Source organism: Bacillus cereus group sp. N11, assembly GCF_016483605.1.
Lineage (GTDB): Bacteria > Bacillota > Bacilli > Bacillales > Bacillaceae_G > Bacillus_A > Bacillus_A toyonensis.
The window spans coordinates 141217-156694 of sequence record NZ_JAEHBN010000014.1; the positions used below are offsets into that span (position 1 = coordinate 141217).

A 15478-nucleotide genomic window follows, 5' to 3' on the forward strand; every position below is an offset into this window, starting at 1 on the left:
CATACAAAACATTTAACTTAGTGTATTAAACGTATGATTCATAAGTATTTTAATATATTTTAAAGTAAAATGAAACAATAAACGGATAATTGTCGGAATATATTCGATTTCCGTTCGTTTTTATGAAATATATGTACTTTTTGTTAGATTCCTTCTTTTTGTACATATACAATACCTGTATATAGAAATAAGAAAAGGATGATGTACGTGAAAGACACTGTTTTACAAGAAACAATTTCTCCACAAGAGTTACATAAGATTGTTCAAAAGAATACGGCGTATTATGACTTTAAATGGGGAAAAGTAGAAAATCCAGCACAAGGGAATACGTGGAATTGGGTAGCCTTTTTCTTCCCAACTTTTTGGTTAGCTTATCGTAAAATGTATAAGTTATTTATTATACTTACGTTATTGGCGGTACCTAGTATCGTTGTAACTCCTTTTATAGATATTCCAGATGGGATTTATTTAACAGTTAGTTTAGTTCTTCAATTAGGAATGATGATATTTACTGGATGGCAAGGAAACCGTTTATATTATAAGCATGCTGTTCGAGTTTTACATAAGGAAGAAGATATGCCGGATCACAAGAAGGCGTATTACTTACAATCAAAGGGCGGCGCTAGTGCTGCTGGTATGATTGGTTTACAAGTTATAGTGGGGATAGTGTTTGGTGGAGCTATGTTCGGACTTTCTCTTTTACCAACTGAGCCGAATATTAAAAATGTTGTTCGTTCAAGTGATGAAGGATTTACTTTAGAGGTTATGACTGATAATCCAACTTGGAAGTTCGTGAAGAAAGAAAAAGAGTATGACGTAGTAGAGTTTACTGGTTATGAATATACAGAGAAGAAAAACGTAAAAATTAAATTCGCTGTTTATTTCAGTGAAGGTTACTTTGAATGGCAAGAAGTATATGAGAGTAATAAGAAGTTAAGTGAAGAAGAGTTAGAAGAGTATCAATTTTACATTGAAGAAAATGGTTGGGGGTTCTAGTCAGAACTCGTTCATTTTGAAAAGAAGAATCTTGTGAAGGTTCTTCTTTTTATATGTTAGGAGGAAAAGGTAGTATGGTAGATGTTCATTTTTATGATTGGGCTAAGAAACGTCCTAAAAAACATTATAATCGATTACATGAAATGAGAATTTTTGAATTGATTTTTTCAAAGAAGTTAAGTAGCTTGGATCTTGGATTAGAAAATATAGATATATATTGCCTAGCAAACCCTAATGAAGATATCTCTTATGAACTACATGAGGCTCTGGAGAAGATTCGTATATTCGTACATTATGATTATATGCAATTTTTAAATTTGGAATCAGTTGAGGAGAAGTATAAGCATTTTTGTGAGTTGGTTTACCTCTATGTCGTACCAGCTATTGAAAAATATTCAAATCTAACATTAGAAATGATTAGAGAGTATGTGAATGAAGCGCTTCAAGAAATAGAGAAAGAGAATTACGAGATTGTGTTCTTAGTGGATAAAACACCGAAGAAGAGCCCGAGCCGGAAGAAAACGGCTATATTAAAAGGAATTCATCGCTCAGAAGGATTTCAGCTAATGTGTGAAGTGTATAACGATAAAGGACTCAGAGTGGTAAATAAATTGCTCGTAGAAGAAGTAGGGAATGAAGTAGTCTATTCTAGGTTTTTAGGCAAACTAAAATGGGAAAATGAGCACTTAATAATAGTGAAATCTAAGACGAGCAGCTGGATGGAAGAAGTACATGTCGAATAAGCTAATTAATGAAAAGTGTGAATACAAAACACCATACGAATTGAAATTTTGTAAAATACAATAAAAAATGAGAATTCCAGGTAGGCTTGTCAATAACGTGAGACTATGGCACTATAAAGAAATGCTATACAAATTTTATTTATCGAGATGTAAACATCAATTTTGATTTTTACGTATAAATAATGAACGGAGGAAATGAATTTATGGCTACTTTACCAAATTGTCCAAAATGTAATTCAGAATATACGTATGAGGATGGCGTTCTTTTCGTATGTCCAGAATGTGCTCATGAGTGGGGCCAAGAAGCAGAAGCTGAAAATAATGATGGTGCAAAAGTTGTAAAAGATGCGAACGGAAACGTTCTTCAAGACGGCGATGCTGTTACTGTTATTAAAGATTTAAAAGTAAAAGGAACTTCTTCAGTTGTGAAAATCGGTACGAAAGTAAAGAGTATCCGTCTAGTTGATGGCGATCACGATATTGATTGTAAAATCGACGGTTTCGGAGCGATGAAGTTAAAATCACAATTCGTTAAGAAGGCGTAAGACAAATAAAAAGAGGAGGCTATTCGCCTCCTCTTTTTATTATGTCACTTTTTGTCGGTAAATCGATATTTCGTACAAAACCGTTAATATATTCTGAGTTATGATAGATATATTTGAAAAATCGTTGATATATTGTAAGTTATGATAGATATATTTGAAAAATCGTTGATATATTGTAAGTTATGATAGATATATTGAAAAAATCGTTAATATAATTTCATTCGCCTTGAACTACGCACGATTCACCTCGCATCATAGTCAATTTCTTTCAACTGACAGCGCTTATTAAAGAATGTTTTATATCCAAGCTGTAAGAAGATAATGACAGCGAAAGCAGTACTCCCTGAAATACCGAGTATGATAGCAATTTGATATTGAATTGCTGTAAACGGTGATACACCGGATAATATTTGACCGGTCATCATGCCGGGTAAGCTTATAATTCCCATACCGACCATGGAATTGATTGTTGGTAAAATAGCAGAATCAAAAGCGTCCCTTATGAGGGGAGCAGTTGCTTCTTTCGGTGTTGCGCCGAGCATAAGGGCACCTTCAATATGATCTCTTTGAGATTTCATATTGTTTAAAAAGGTGTTTGCCCCGAGGCAAATACCGGTCATAGCATTACCGATTAACATGCCGGCAATAGGAACGATATATTGCGGTGCATACCACGGATTATGCCCGATAATAACAAAGATAAATAGTAGTAATGGTCCGATTGATCCCGCAACCATGGAAAGAGCGGCTACACGTTTTAATTCTTTGGACATCGGAATATTAACTCGTTTATAAATATTAAAAATAGCAAAGGTAGTAATAGAAGTAATAAGGGCAATTGTATAAAATGGATTACTATTTTCAAATACATATGTAAGGACATATGCAACAAGTACGAGCTGAATCGTCATACGGAATGTTGCGAGCGTAATTTGTTTTTCACGCGGAATCCCTTTTAATTTTACAAGGCCAATTAAAATAAGAATAAAAATATATGCGGCGGCAAGTTGCCAAATTTGGAGTTCAATAACGCCCTTCAACTGAGAGCACTTCCTTTCTAGTTGCACCGTTTGTTTTACTAATTTCAATAATATCGTCTGCAATTTCTTCTGGAAGTTGTTGTGAGTGTGTGATGAAGATAACTGTTTTTTTCTTTTCTCTTGCTAGTGTAGTAAATTGTTTCATAACGCGGCGTTCTGTATCGCTATCTAGCGCCGAGGTTGGTTCATCTAATAAATAAACCGGTGGATCCATAAGTACGATACGTGCAAAAGCGAGTCGTTGTTTTTCCCCACCTGATAAGGAATCAGCGTTGTCTTCTAAATTTTTTTCTAAGCTAACAGTCATTAATGCGCTACGCAGGACATCATCATTTGGAAATGGTTTTTCAGAAAGACGAAGTCCCATTAAGAGATTGTCTTTAATCGTTCCATCAAAAATAGGTGGCGTTTGCCCAAGCATGACTACGTCACGTCGTAATTGAATAGGGGGATAGTCAGAAATTAGTTTTCCGTTATATTCAATTGTACCGGATGTTGGAGATTGTAAATCATTTAACATGCGAAGTAATGTACTCTTTCCGCTCCCACTTTCACCGATAATACAAGTGATTGTCTCTTTTTGAATCTGTAAATAAGGAATGTGTAGTATATCTTTATATGTAACGTTTTTTAATATAAACATAAATTGCTCCTTTCTGATTCTAGTTATATCGTATCAAAAAAGAGAGAGAAATAGAAAAATAAGGTTATAAAGAGCAACGTTTTTTCTTCGTCTTGAGTTTTATTAATAAGTTAAGTAAACAATCTAATTCTTGACTGAAAGAAATTACTTTATCATGAGTGAATCCGTACATTTCAACGAGATAGATCAATTCTTTCTTCTTCGCTTCTATTCGATCGTGTAGTTTCGTCAAGTTCATAAGTGAAATGTAATGCCTCCTATAAAAGTATTTATCACATAAAAAATAAGACCGAATGAATTCGGTCTTAAAGGAAATAATAAAAACAACTTACAAATAGCATACACTTTTCATCAATAGTTTTTAATATAAAAATAGAAAATTTTGTGAATAAATATTGAGAAAAAAATTTCTGATAATTTCTGTTTATGAAAAAAAATTTTTTCAACTGATGAAAAGAGGCTGCCTACATAGTAGACAGCTCGTAAAGTATTAACCGTTATGATATTTATACATCCAAAGAAGACCGGATTTTAATAATCTCGGTACACGTCCCATTAATGGTTGGTTTGCTAGTAAACCAAATCCGTGTTTTTTGCCGAGGGAACCGAGAACACCTTTTAATTTAATAACAGGTAGTTCATCAGGAAGTGGTTCATTATTCCAACGTTTTAATAATATTTGGACAATTTGTTCTCCTTGACCTTCAGCAAGTTGAGCAGATGGTGCGTGTGGAAGTGCTGCACAATCTCCTACAACGTAAACGTGCTCGTCATTTGGAATATTGTGATATTTTGTTAAAACAACCCGTCCGCTACCATCTTGTTCAACCGGAAGGTTTCGAACAACTTCATTTGCTTGAATACCAGCTGTCCAGACGATTGCATCACATGCAAGAGGTTCATCGTGGTTGTACACAATATTTGGTTCGACTTTGGTAATGTTAGAGTTTCGTATAATGGTAACGTTATGTTTTATAAACCATTCTTCTACATATCTACTTAATTTCTCTGGATATGGGAATAAAATTCTATCTTTTCTATCAAATAAATAGATTTTTAAATCAGAACGGCTCTCACGAAGTTCACTTGCTACTTCAACGCCACTTAAGCCAGCACCAACGACAGCAACTGTAGCATTCGGTTCTAGGCCATTTAATTGTTCATATGTCTTACGTGTTTGTTCAATTGATTGTAGACTGTGTGTATATTCCTTTGCCCCAGGAACGTTATGATATTTATCTTCACAGCCAAGTCCGATAATTAAATCATCATATTGGATTGCTTCACCGCCATCAAGATGAACAGCTTTTTCTTCGAGATCAATATTTGTTATTGTGCCGTATTGAATATTGAGGCGTGGGTGCTCAGGAAACGGTATGCGAATATGCGTTTCTGAAATTGTACCCGCTACTAATGCATAATATTCAGTTTTGAAACAATGGTATGGTACTTTGTCGATTAATGTCACCTGTACATCATCTGGAAGTTGGTTGCTTGGAAGTAGCCGTTGCAGAATTCTCATTCCACCGTAGCCACCACCTAGTATTACGAGGTGTTTCATGATGGATTACCCCTTTTCTGTTGAAATGTCCCCTAATCCTAAAATTTTATATTAATAAAATATTTCGACTTTACTCAATCAAATTATATCGAATTTGTGAACAAATAACAATGCATGAATGAATACTCTGTTGTACAATAAGAAGAAAAGTAAAGTAAACTGTTTTCCTTTTCTAGTTACTATTTCATTATGAAGGCCGAAAAGCAGTGTTGTGAATATATTTATATAGAAAAGAATATTTGCTTTGAAGTGAAACAGTGAAGGAATTGAATAGTTTAGTAAGTGTAATGAAAACAACAAGAAACAGCTTAGTTTTCTTCTTATAGATGAAGTCAGAAGGTAATTTGTTTTGTAGTACAGGGGGGAGAATTTTGATTAAACCGTTAATTGAATTTTGTGTAGGTAACCTCGCGAGTGGTTCACAAGCAGCTTTAGAGAAATTAGAAAAAGATCCGAATTTAGATGTAATGGAGTATGGATGTTTAGGATATTGTGGTATTTGTTTTGAAGGCCCATTTGCCCTTGTGAATGGTGAAGTAGTACAAGGATCGACAGTAGAAGAGCTTGTTAATAATGTATATGAGTATTTGGATGAAAATCCAATGTTTTAAGGTGTTGCGAATGGGCAGCACCTTTTTCCATTAGATAAAATATTATTTCGCAGGGTAGGATAATACGGAATATAAATAAAAAAAAGGCCCTTTTAGAAGGGCTTTTTTCCTACACAATTTTTGCAAGAATGGCTCATCGCCAAATGTTGTCAAATATGAGAAACGGGGGACATTCATATTGTGTTCTAAAAGCATGCATTCTATACTTAAAATAACAAATTATTTTTGGAGTGAATACAAATGAGCCAATTTTCTTTTACAAAAATGCATGGTCTTGGCAATAGTTATATATATGTAAATATGTTTGAGGAACAAATTCTTGAAGAAGATTTAGCTCTTGTGGCGGAAAAAGTTTCAAATATTAATACTGGTATTGGGGCAGATGGAATGATTTTAATTTGTCCTTCTGACGTAGCTCCGGTGAAAATGCGCATGTTTAATAATGATGGTTCAGAAGGGAAGAGCTGCGGCAACGGTTTACGCTGCGTAGCGAAATATGCGTATGAGCATAAACTAGTAGAAGAAACAGTTTTCGCAATTGAAACGTTAGCCGGAATTGTAACGGCTGAAGTAACGGTAGAAGATGGTGTAGTTACATTAGCAAAAATCGATATGGGAGCACCACGTTTAACACGTGCAGAAATCCCGATGCTTGGTGAAGGTGAAACACCGTTTATTCGTGAAAACTTCTTATACAATAATCATCGTTATGCATTTACAGCTGTTTCAATGGGGAATCCGCATGCGGTTATTTTTGTTGATGATGTAGAAAAAGCGCCACTTACAACACTTGGACCAGTCCTTGAGACACATGAAATGTTCCCAGAGCGAGTAAATGTTGAATTTATCGAAATTTTGAATGGTGACGAGATGAACTTCCGTGTTTGGGAACGTGGATCTGGTGTAACACAAGCTTGCGGGACAGGAGCATGTGCTGCAGTTGTAGCTGCTATTTTAAATGAAAAGCTGGAACGTGGTAAAGAGATTACAGTTCATTTAGCTGGCGGCGATTTAATGATTGCATGGACAGAAGAAGGAAATGTGTTAATGAAAGGACCTGCGGAAGTAATTTGCCGCGGAGTGTATGAGTACAAGATAGAAGCGTAAAGATGTATAATAGAATGAGAACAGAAAGGATGGTGTATTTCATGATTGAAGTAACAGAACAAGCAGCTTTTCAAATTAAAGATATGTTAAAAGATGCTGAAGATGGAGAGAAGTACGTGCGCCTTGCTGTACACGGCGGCGGATGTAGTGGTCTTTCTTACGGCTTAGGATTTGAAGTAGAACCAAAAGAAGACGACACAGTTCTTGAATTTTTCGGTGTTGAATTTGTTATCGATAAAGAAAGTGCTCCAATTGTTAAAGGAGTAAAAGTTGATTATAAACAATCGATGCTTGGCGGCGGATTCACAATTGATAATCCAAACGCAATCGCATCATGCGGATGTGGATCATCTTTCCGTACAGCGACGAATGCTGGTAAGCCAGAAGAGTGCTAATTTTTTGGCAGAAATAGAGAAAGACCTTTTTAACGATGGAATACAATCGTTAAGGAGGTCTTTTCTTTTGTCGTGAAAAATCAAAAAGCCACCTTCTAAATTTAGAAATCAGCCTCAAGATATGTTGTGCAACGAGTTTTAAAGTCTTAATCTAATTTATCTTTGCATAGATGCAAGTATCAGTTAGTTGTTTGCCGTCAGCTGAAAGATCCTCATTACGTAATATCCCTTCAAGCTCAAAGCCTAGTTTTTCAGGAATCGCACGACTTTTTGTGTTATTACGTTCACATCGTATTTCAATCCTTCTAAATTTGAATAACTGAAATCCAAGGTTTATTAACGCACTTACTGTTTCTGTCATATATCCATTGCCACTAAATTGGGTGTTAATCCAGTATCCAATTTCACATTTAGAAACCTTCCAATCAATCGCGTGAAGGCTAGCAGTTCCGATAAAATTATTCGTCTCCTTATGATAGATAAGATAGCGAAAGCTTTCTCTTTTCAAAAAATCTATATGCGCATTTCTAAGGAGAATTTCCGTTTCTTCAACAGTAGGAATGGACTGGAATAAAGACAACCATTGCTTTAATTCATGAATTGAATCTTTAATAGCTTTATGTACTACATTCCCTTCACCTGCTTGCAGTGGTGCTCGAAGAATGAGTTTGTCTGTTTCTATTTGTAACGGAACATCTAATAAAATAGGATTCATATTATTTCTCCCCTCGAAAACTTTAAATTAGGAAATAATGAAATTTATGTAATAAAAAAACTTTCAGCCAAAAGTTAGAAAATAATAAATATATATTCAATTCATCGTTTACAAATCCCTTTTCACATATTGAAAACGAAATCGCTAGTTGGTTGAGTAAGGAATTATTATTTTTTATCTATTTTCTTACGATTTTTGTCTTTTGCATAATAGAAGTTGGCTGATGTGTATGAAGAAGTTTAATGAAGTAGTAGCAACTGATCCGAAGGTAGAATCTGTCCTCGTTCCAATTGGTGTTGGAATGACTATTTCTAAAGTGAAGAAATAATTATTATCTTACAAAAGTGTAATGTTCATGTCATGTTTTTGAATTTCTTCTTTAAAGCCTGAGCTTTAAGATAAGAATATAAGAAAAAACATTTGAGGTGAAGGAAATGAAAAGATACATTGCACTTTTTAGTATTTTAGTTGTATTTGCAAGTCTGTTAGTTGGTTGTGATATTAATCGTTTAGGAAAAGATGAGTATTATGTTCAAGTTACAGCTGATGGAATTGAAAAAAATGAGAAGTTTGATAACGGAGAGCCACATAAATATTTCGAGTATAAATTAAAAGGATTCGATAAAGGTGGAGAAGAAAAAGAATTGGAATTCACAGCTCCAAAAAATCTTCGCAAAGAAGCATTCTTACGCGTATACAATTCAGATAAAAAAGGTGTAACAGCTTGGGAAGAAGTGAAAAAAGACGAGCTTCCAGCGAAAGTTAAAGAAAAATTAGGTGCAAAATAAGAAAGAAAAAAGGAATTGACGAACAGGGTCAATTCCTTTTTATATTCTCAAAATCCTCTTCTGAAATGACTGTAAATCCATGTCTTTTGAATAAAGCAGTTGTTACCCCATAACCAGTTTTTTTATTCCTGTTAAATTCTCCAGTGTAAATTGTAGAACTACCACAAGATGGACTACGTTCTTTTAAAATAATATATTCTGGGTGTAAGTCTTTAAGTTGTTCTAATGCTTTATAAGCACCACTTACGAAAGCTTCTGTGACATCTTCTCCATCTTTTGTCATCACTTTCGCTTTTCCGTCCAAAACGTCATCGCCATTCCCACCAATAATTTCAGCGGAAGGACGAGGCGTCGGTAGTCCTCCTAATACTTCAGGACAAATGAGGACTGTATCTTCTTTGTGCAAAAGTTCCTCTATTTTTGAAACGAGATTGTCATTCCCATCATAACGACAAGCGATACCACCTAAACAAGCGCTAATTACAATCATATTTTCATCTCCAATAAAGAAATATTAACTATCACGCCAATTTCTCTTCCTGCTTCTTACTTATAAATGAGGTGATAAGAATGGGAAGCTTATATAATTTAATGAAACCATATAGTGAATTTCAAAGTAAAGAGGAGTTTAATATATATCAAAAACAAGTTTTGAAATATTATCGATTTCAATTAAATAAAACGGATGCTACCATTATTCATTTTTTAGGAAAGTATGCGGTGAATGAGAAACAGAAAACAGTAGGAGTTGCTTGTCCGTTAATGGAGACGATTGCGACGAATGTTGGAAAGAGTATTCGTACAGTACGCCGCTCCATTGCAAAGTTAGAGGAACTAGGAATTATAAAGCGTGTTGCGACAAAAGAAAGACATAAGCGCGGTGGGTATAGTGCGAACTTATATATTTTTCTTATATCTGCAATTGACCGCATGGATGACCGTATGAAAATGTCCGCATGTGAAAGTAAGGATTATGCAGCTGGCTGTAGTAAAAATGAGCAAAAATATGAGGGGGAAACAATTCTTTTTAAAAAAATTCCACAAATAAAAGAGAAAAGAAAAATAACGTATGAGCTTGATGAAACGTATTGCCGTCATGATATACCGAAGTCTTTTATATACGCACTGGTGCCGATGACAAGTAATCCGAAGAAGATTAATATATTTTGGAGTAAGGTGGAACTTGCGTATAAAAAGAGTGGCTTATTAGAGCAAGGTGTTTTATTAGAGCAAATATTAGCTGATGAAGAAGTGAACGGAAATTTCATTTGGCGCGTGAAAAGTGTTGTGAGGGCACATAAATATGGGGAAATTCGTAAAGATATTGGGGCACTTTTGTACAGTACAGTGCGAGATTTATTTTTTGAGGTTGGATTAGAGTGGGGAGCAGCATTAAGGAGGAGAAAGGGAGTACATCTATTTGATCCGTTTAAAAAAGAGCCATGCTTATAATACATGACTCTTGCTTGTTAATCGAATTTCCTTACAACTGGAACACGAATCGCTACAAATAGTACGAAGACGATAACGGCGATTGCACCGCTTTTCATAACGGTTACGATTGGAATTCCTATTGCAAGTGCAATGGATGTGAATGCATAAGAGAGCGGGATAAAGCCCATTGATGATAGCATAAGTAAACTCATTACACGCCCCATCATCTCTTCTTTTACAGTTGCTTGAATCATTGCCATAAGTGGAACGATCGCCATTGCGATTGTAATACCGTAAAACATGCCAGCTAATAATGCCTGCCAAAGTACCGTACTAAAGTTAATGGATAAGAAGAATATACCAGACAGTAGCATCATGATAATGCAAAATAGGCCGCGTCTACGATTAATATTCTTTAAACCGACAATGACAGCGCCTATCGCCATTCCACCACCAACAGCAGCTTCTAAGTAACTGAACTGAAGTGAATCACCGTGCAGGACATTTTTAACGAAGAGCGGGAAACCGACTTGCATCGGACCGATTAAAAATAAGTTTAGAAAGGCGCTACAAATAAGGAAAGTTGAAAGGAATGGTGATTCCTTTACATATAAGATTCCTTCTTTAATAGAAGTAAACATGCCTTTGTCGGTATCTTTTTGCTCTGACATCGTAAATTGTATTTTTTGAACGAGTATGGCCGCAACGATCAGTAGTAAAATCGTAATCGAAAAGATTGTTTCATAGTTCGTAAATTTGATGAGAATTCCACCAAGTACAGGGCCCAAGATAACCGACGCTTGATTCGTCATTTGTGTAAGTGAATTTGCCTGCGTTAAGCGGCTTTTTTCTACAAGTTCTGGCAGAATAGATCCATCTGCGGACCAGAAAAAAGCATCAGCAAGTCCAAAGAATAAAGCGAATAAGGCAAATGTATATAGTGTTACATCACCGACGATGAACCATGTGAGAATGGTTGCGACAAGAATCGCTCGAATAATATTGGAGTAAAACATAATATTTTTTTTCGGGAATTTATCAGCTACAGCGCCGCCGATAATCATAAAAATAAGCCTTGGAACACTAAGAGCTACGAAAACAATACCGAGTGAAGCCTCAAGGTTTAATGTTTTTGCTATGTACCACGTTTGTGAAAAAGTAAAAAAGGCTAAAGCAAAGCTTGAAAAAAGAGTAGCTGCCCAAAGAAAAAGGAAATTCGTATTTTTTAATAACGGTTTTCCGCTTCCTTCTAAAGCAGTTTTATTTTGTTGTAGTTCCTCCATATTGCTTCCTTTCTATGTGACAAATTTAAACTAAAAAACCTATTAACAATCGTTTTATCCTGCGTTAACGGGCAGTAAAAATCCCACCTCAAAATTCGGTTCGAGCAAAGAAGTTAGGTGGGAGACCAACTGCCCGTAAACGTCCGATTGGTGAAGGCTAATACTCAGTGGGGGATGAAAAAACCCCCACTGAGTATAGTTTCACTTTATACAGTTTCTAATATTTCTATACTGCACTTTCTCATTGTAGACAATAATAATGAATTTGCCCAGTAGCTATTTAACGACAAAAAAAGAAGATACCAAAGAGTATCTTCTTTAAGCTAATGCGATATAAATATCTACTTGCACATTATTTGGGTCTACCGCTTTTTCATCATACAGTTCGAAATCTGTTGTAAAAGCACGTTTGTTTTCTTTCGACCATTGCCAAATGTATTCCCAAGCTTCGCACACGACTTCAGAAACTGGGCCTTTTCTCGATGTAAATACCGCATATGTAGCGGCAGGTATTGTTAAAGTTGTCATATTTTCTGGAACGTCTTTTAATGAAGAAACGGGCATACCGATTGTAAATTTATATGTGCCAGTTTCATCTGATTCGTAGTTTGAATAGAAAGCGAACGTTTCCTTTGTTTGTTGATTTGGGATGTGATGCATCATTTGTTCTTGGAAGTATTTGTTCCAAAGCCCTGGGATTTTTCCTTCAGTAGACGCCTCTTTTTCATTTGTCGTTGTAAGAGAAACACCGATTGCTTGGAAAGCTTCTTTTTTTACGATAATGGGTTCGTTAATCATGAAAATTCCTCCTTTTAAATAAGAACGTTTGTTCTGTTTTAGTGTAACATGTTTTTGGGGAGAAGTAGAGCTTTTTAGAAAGTGTTACTTTTTTGAGGAGATATAAAAGAAACCCTTTCATATGTGAAAAGGGTTCTTCGTAGTTCTATATTAAAACATACTGGAGCTATGCATTGGTTGAAGTTTTGCGTTTGGATCGAAGTAAGCTTTTGCATTGTTTACTGCTGTCGGTGCTTCACCAAATCCACAAGCGATAAGTTTTACTTTTCCTTCATATGTACAAATGTCACCAGCAGCGTAAATGCCAGGAATATTTGTTTCCATTTTTGAATTCACAAGAATGCTATTTTTTTGTATATCTAAGCCCCAGTTTTTAATTGGGCCAAGAGAAGAAACGAAGCCGTAGTTTACAATTACATCATCAACATCGATGATAAGTTTTTCTTCTGTTTTTACGTGTTGAAGAACGACTTGTTCAATTTTGTCATCACCAATGAGTTCAACTGGAACGTACGGTGTGCTTACTTCTGCACGAGAATTCATTAAGCTTTCGACGCTATGTTCATGTGCGCGGAATTTATCACGGCGATGAACGATTGTAACTTTGTCAGCAATCGGTTCTAACATCATCGTCCAGTCTACTGCTGAGTCGCCGCCGCCAAATACAACAACACGCTTGCCAGCAAATTTATTCATATCATCAACGAAATAATGTAAGTTTTTCTTTTCGTATTTTGCGGTCCCCTCTAATTCTAAGCGGCGTGGCTGGAAAGCACCATTACCAGCAGTAATAATGACTGATTTAGAATAGTGAGTTTGTTTATTCGTAACAAGTTTAAATATACCGTCAGCTTGTTTCTCAAGCGTATCAACAGCTTCTTCTAAGCAAACTGTTGGATCAAATTTCTTCATTTGCTCTTTTAAGTTATCAACTAACTCTTGTGCACGCACTTTTGGGAATCCAGCTACATCATAAATGTATTTTTCAGGGTAGAGTGCGGATAATTGTCCTCCAAGTTGAGGTAAGCTTTCAATGATTTTTACACTTGCTTGTCTCATACCGCCATAAAATGCTGTGAAAAGTCCAGTTGGACCACCACCAATAATTGTTATGTCGTAAACTTTTTGATTTTCTGCCACTTTCATTCCCCCTATAGATGGAATTTTGATATTGATTTCATATATTGTTCATATGTACATGAAAATCCTGCAAATGATGATACTTTCAAATAAATGATAGCATATTTCAGTTCATAATACTTCTGAAAACGACTGAATTATAAGTAAGTTTCCGCATAGATGTTTTTTACATTGTATAAAATATACAGAAAGGAAAATACATGAAAAAAAGGCTGAAAAACCCTTGTAAACGCTATGTTATTTTAAAATATTGATAATTCGCTAGGTGCTTGAATTATGGAATAAAACCGACTAATATAGGGAAGTATTATGTTAAATTTCTATGACAAAATTCGTACGATTTTTTGACTGCGTTTTGTTACGATATAGAATGTGATAAATTCCACATTCTTGACAAATAGAGTTTTTAGTACTTGGTATTATTTTTTATTACTATTATATAAAGAAAAGGGTTGTGATTTGGTGAAGACTCCAAAAATCGTAGTTTTAGGTGCAGGTTATGGCGGGATGATTACGACTGTTCGTCTGCAAAAAGCATTATCTGTAAATGAAGCTGAAATTACGCTAGTAAACAACAACAGCTATCACTACCAAGCGACTTGGTTACACGAGAGCGCAGCTGGTACATTACAAGATGAAAAAATCTGTCTAGATATTCAAGACGTTATTGATACAAATAAAGTGAACTTTGTACAAGATACAGTAGTAGAAATTAAAGCTGCTGAAAAACGCATTATCTTAAAAGACAGCGAGTTAGAGTATGACTACTTAGTAATTGGTCTTGGTTTCGAATCAGAAACATTCGGAATTACAGGATTAAAAGAGCATGCATTCTCAATCGCTAACATTAATGCAACTCGTGAAATTCGTGAGCATATGGAAGCTAGTTTCGCTAAATATGCAACTGAACAACGCGATGAGTTAGTAACAATCGTTGTTGGTGGTGCTGGATTTACTGGTATCGAGTACGTAGGTGAGCTTGCAAACCGTGTTCCTGAACTTTGCAAAGAGTACAATGTACCACGTGAAAAAGCACGTATCATCTGTGTAGAAGCTGCTCCAACAGCACTTCCAGGTTTCGATCCAGCGTTAGTAGAATACGCTGTAAAACAACTTGAGAAAAAAGGTGTAGAATTCCGCATCGGTACAGCAATTAAAGAAGCAACTGAAGAAGGTATTATCGTTGCGAATGGCGATGACACTGAATTAATTAAGTCTGAAACAGTAGTTTGGGCTGCAGGTGTTCGTGGTAACGGTATTGTGGAAGAGTCTGGCTTTGAAGCAATGCGCGGACGTGTAAAAGTCGATGAGTACATGCACGCTCCAGGATACGAAGATGTATTCATGGTTGGTGATGCAGCGTTAATCATTAACGAAGAAATTAACCGTCCATATCCACCAACAGCACAAATTGCAATTCAACAAGGTTACAACATTGCACATAACTTAACTGTGTTAGTTCGTGGTAAGGGCGAAATGAAAAAATTCGCATTCGACAATAAAGGATCTGTATGTTCTTTAGGGCATGACGATGCAATGGGCGTTGTTATGGGTAAAAAGTTAACAGGTTGGAAAGCTTCCTTCATGAAGAAAGTAATTGATAACCGTTACCTATTCTTATTAGGTGGACCTTTATTAGTTCTTAAAAAAGGTAAATTAAAGTTCTTTTAATATATAAT

General features: G+C 35.5%; 18 protein-coding genes and 1 pseudogene. 10 read left to right on the forward strand and 9 right to left on the reverse strand.

Annotated features, from left to right (window positions below):
- Window positions 1–201: 201 nt before the first annotated feature.
- From JDS98_RS22025 to phnA, 3 genes are all read left to right on the forward strand, one after another.
- Window positions 202–996, forward strand: coding sequence for a DUF2628 domain-containing protein (locus tag JDS98_RS22025; protein WP_199634313.1), 795 nt, complete (start codon window positions 202–204; stop codon window positions 994–996).
- A 74-nt stretch (window positions 997–1070) separates the two neighbouring features.
- Window positions 1071–1739, forward strand: a complete 669-nt coding sequence (locus tag JDS98_RS22030; protein WP_199634314.1) for a hypothetical protein — start codon at window positions 1071–1073, stop codon at window positions 1737–1739.
- A 203-nt stretch (window positions 1740–1942) separates the two neighbouring features.
- The gene (gene phnA / locus JDS98_RS22035) at window positions 1943–2284 is read left to right on the forward strand and encodes an alkylphosphonate utilization operon protein PhnA (RefSeq protein ID WP_000212737.1); all 342 of its coding nucleotides are present in this window, start codon (window positions 1943–1945) and stop codon (window positions 2282–2284) included.
- Window positions 2285–2526: 242 nt separating this feature from the next.
- Here phnA and JDS98_RS22040 read toward each other — a convergent pair whose 3' ends face one another.
- The 4 genes from JDS98_RS22040 to JDS98_RS22055 all read right to left on the reverse strand — a co-directional run bounded on the left by JDS98_RS22040 (window position 2527) and on the right by JDS98_RS22055 (window position 5528).
- The gene (locus JDS98_RS22040; protein ID WP_199634315.1) at window positions 2527–3324 is read right to left on the reverse strand and encodes an ABC transporter permease; all 798 of its coding nucleotides are present in this window, start codon (window positions 3322–3324) and stop codon (window positions 2527–2529) included.
- Window positions 3308–3967 carry an ABC transporter ATP-binding protein gene (locus JDS98_RS22045; protein WP_097957525.1) on the reverse strand — a complete coding sequence of 220 codons (660 nt, stop codon included), beginning with the start codon at window positions 3965–3967 and terminating at the stop codon, window positions 3308–3310. Before JDS98_RS22045 ends, JDS98_RS22040 begins: the two co-directional genes overlap by 17 nt.
- 64 nt (window positions 3968–4031) lie before the next feature.
- Window positions 4032–4205 (reverse strand): aspartyl-phosphate phosphatase Spo0E family protein, encoded by a 174-nt coding sequence (locus tag JDS98_RS22050; protein WP_001054617.1) that lies wholly within the window; start codon window positions 4203–4205, stop codon window positions 4032–4034.
- A 252-nt stretch (window positions 4206–4457) separates the two neighbouring features.
- Window positions 4458–5528, reverse strand: coding sequence for an NAD(P)/FAD-dependent oxidoreductase (locus JDS98_RS22055; RefSeq protein ID WP_000682063.1), 1071 nt, complete (start codon window positions 5526–5528; stop codon window positions 4458–4460).
- Window positions 5529–5899: 371 nt separating this feature from the next.
- Between JDS98_RS22055 and JDS98_RS22060 the strand changes: the two genes are divergently transcribed.
- The 3 genes from JDS98_RS22060 to JDS98_RS22070 all read left to right on the forward strand — a co-directional run bounded on the left by JDS98_RS22060 (window position 5900) and on the right by JDS98_RS22070 (window position 7641).
- On the forward strand, window positions 5900–6139 hold the full coding sequence (locus tag JDS98_RS22060) for a YuzB family protein (protein ID WP_000595027.1): 240 nt from the start codon (window positions 5900–5902) through the stop codon (window positions 6137–6139).
- Between the two features lie 240 nt (window positions 6140–6379).
- Window positions 6380–7246 (forward strand): diaminopimelate epimerase, encoded by an 867-nt coding sequence (gene dapF, locus JDS98_RS22065; RefSeq protein WP_199634316.1) that lies wholly within the window; start codon window positions 6380–6382, stop codon window positions 7244–7246.
- A gap of 41 nt (window positions 7247–7287) precedes the next feature.
- Window positions 7288–7641, forward strand: a complete 354-nt coding sequence (locus JDS98_RS22070; protein ID WP_000573824.1) for a HesB/IscA family protein — start codon at window positions 7288–7290, stop codon at window positions 7639–7641.
- Between the two features lie 151 nt (window positions 7642–7792).
- On the opposite strand, the gene JDS98_RS22075 is transcribed toward JDS98_RS22070, so the two are convergent.
- Window positions 7793–8356, reverse strand: a complete 564-nt coding sequence (locus JDS98_RS22075; protein WP_097837606.1) for a GNAT family N-acetyltransferase — start codon at window positions 8354–8356, stop codon at window positions 7793–7795.
- Window positions 8357–8585: 229 nt separating this feature from the next.
- Between JDS98_RS22075 and JDS98_RS22080 the strand changes: the two are divergent.
- A pseudogene (locus tag JDS98_RS22080) lies at window positions 8586–8684 on the forward strand (methyltransferase); the annotation flags it as partial.
- 106 nt (window positions 8685–8790) lie between these two features.
- On the forward strand, window positions 8791–9144 hold the full coding sequence (locus JDS98_RS22085; RefSeq protein WP_000833123.1) for a YxeA family protein: 354 nt from the start codon (window positions 8791–8793) through the stop codon (window positions 9142–9144).
- Window positions 9145–9172: 28 nt separating this feature from the next.
- Here the strand turns inward: JDS98_RS22085 and JDS98_RS22090 are convergent, their stop codons facing one another.
- A complete protein-coding gene (locus tag JDS98_RS22090) occupies window positions 9173–9634 on the reverse strand; it encodes a 2-thiouracil desulfurase family protein (RefSeq protein ID WP_199634317.1) in 462 nt (153 codons plus the stop codon).
- An 80-nt stretch (window positions 9635–9714) separates the two neighbouring features.
- Here JDS98_RS22090 and JDS98_RS22095 point away from each other — a divergent pair, with 80 nt between their 5' ends.
- The gene (locus tag JDS98_RS22095) at window positions 9715–10596 is read left to right on the forward strand and encodes a helix-turn-helix domain-containing protein (RefSeq protein ID WP_199634318.1); all 882 of its coding nucleotides are present in this window, start codon (window positions 9715–9717) and stop codon (window positions 10594–10596) included.
- Window positions 10597–10613: 17 nt separating this feature from the next.
- Here JDS98_RS22095 and JDS98_RS22100 read toward each other — a convergent pair whose 3' ends face one another.
- The 3 genes from JDS98_RS22100 to JDS98_RS22110 all read right to left on the reverse strand — a co-directional run bounded on the left by JDS98_RS22100 (window position 10614) and on the right by JDS98_RS22110 (window position 13799).
- Window positions 10614–11861: an MFS transporter gene (locus JDS98_RS22100; RefSeq protein WP_199634319.1), complete on the reverse strand. Its 1248-nt coding sequence runs from the start codon at window positions 11859–11861 to the stop codon at window positions 10614–10616.
- A 318-nt stretch (window positions 11862–12179) separates the two neighbouring features.
- Window positions 12180–12659 (reverse strand): GyrI-like domain-containing protein, encoded by a 480-nt coding sequence (locus JDS98_RS22105; RefSeq protein WP_097957532.1) that lies wholly within the window; start codon window positions 12657–12659, stop codon window positions 12180–12182.
- A 150-nt stretch (window positions 12660–12809) separates the two neighbouring features.
- The gene (locus JDS98_RS22110) at window positions 12810–13799 is read right to left on the reverse strand and encodes an NAD(P)/FAD-dependent oxidoreductase (protein ID WP_000829781.1); all 990 of its coding nucleotides are present in this window, start codon (window positions 13797–13799) and stop codon (window positions 12810–12812) included.
- 462 nt (window positions 13800–14261) lie between these two features.
- Here JDS98_RS22110 and JDS98_RS22115 point away from each other — a divergent pair, with 462 nt between their 5' ends.
- Window positions 14262–15470, forward strand: a complete 1209-nt coding sequence (locus tag JDS98_RS22115; RefSeq protein WP_000856621.1) for an NAD(P)/FAD-dependent oxidoreductase — start codon at window positions 14262–14264, stop codon at window positions 15468–15470.
- The last annotated feature ends 8 nt before the right edge of the window (window positions 15471–15478 follow it).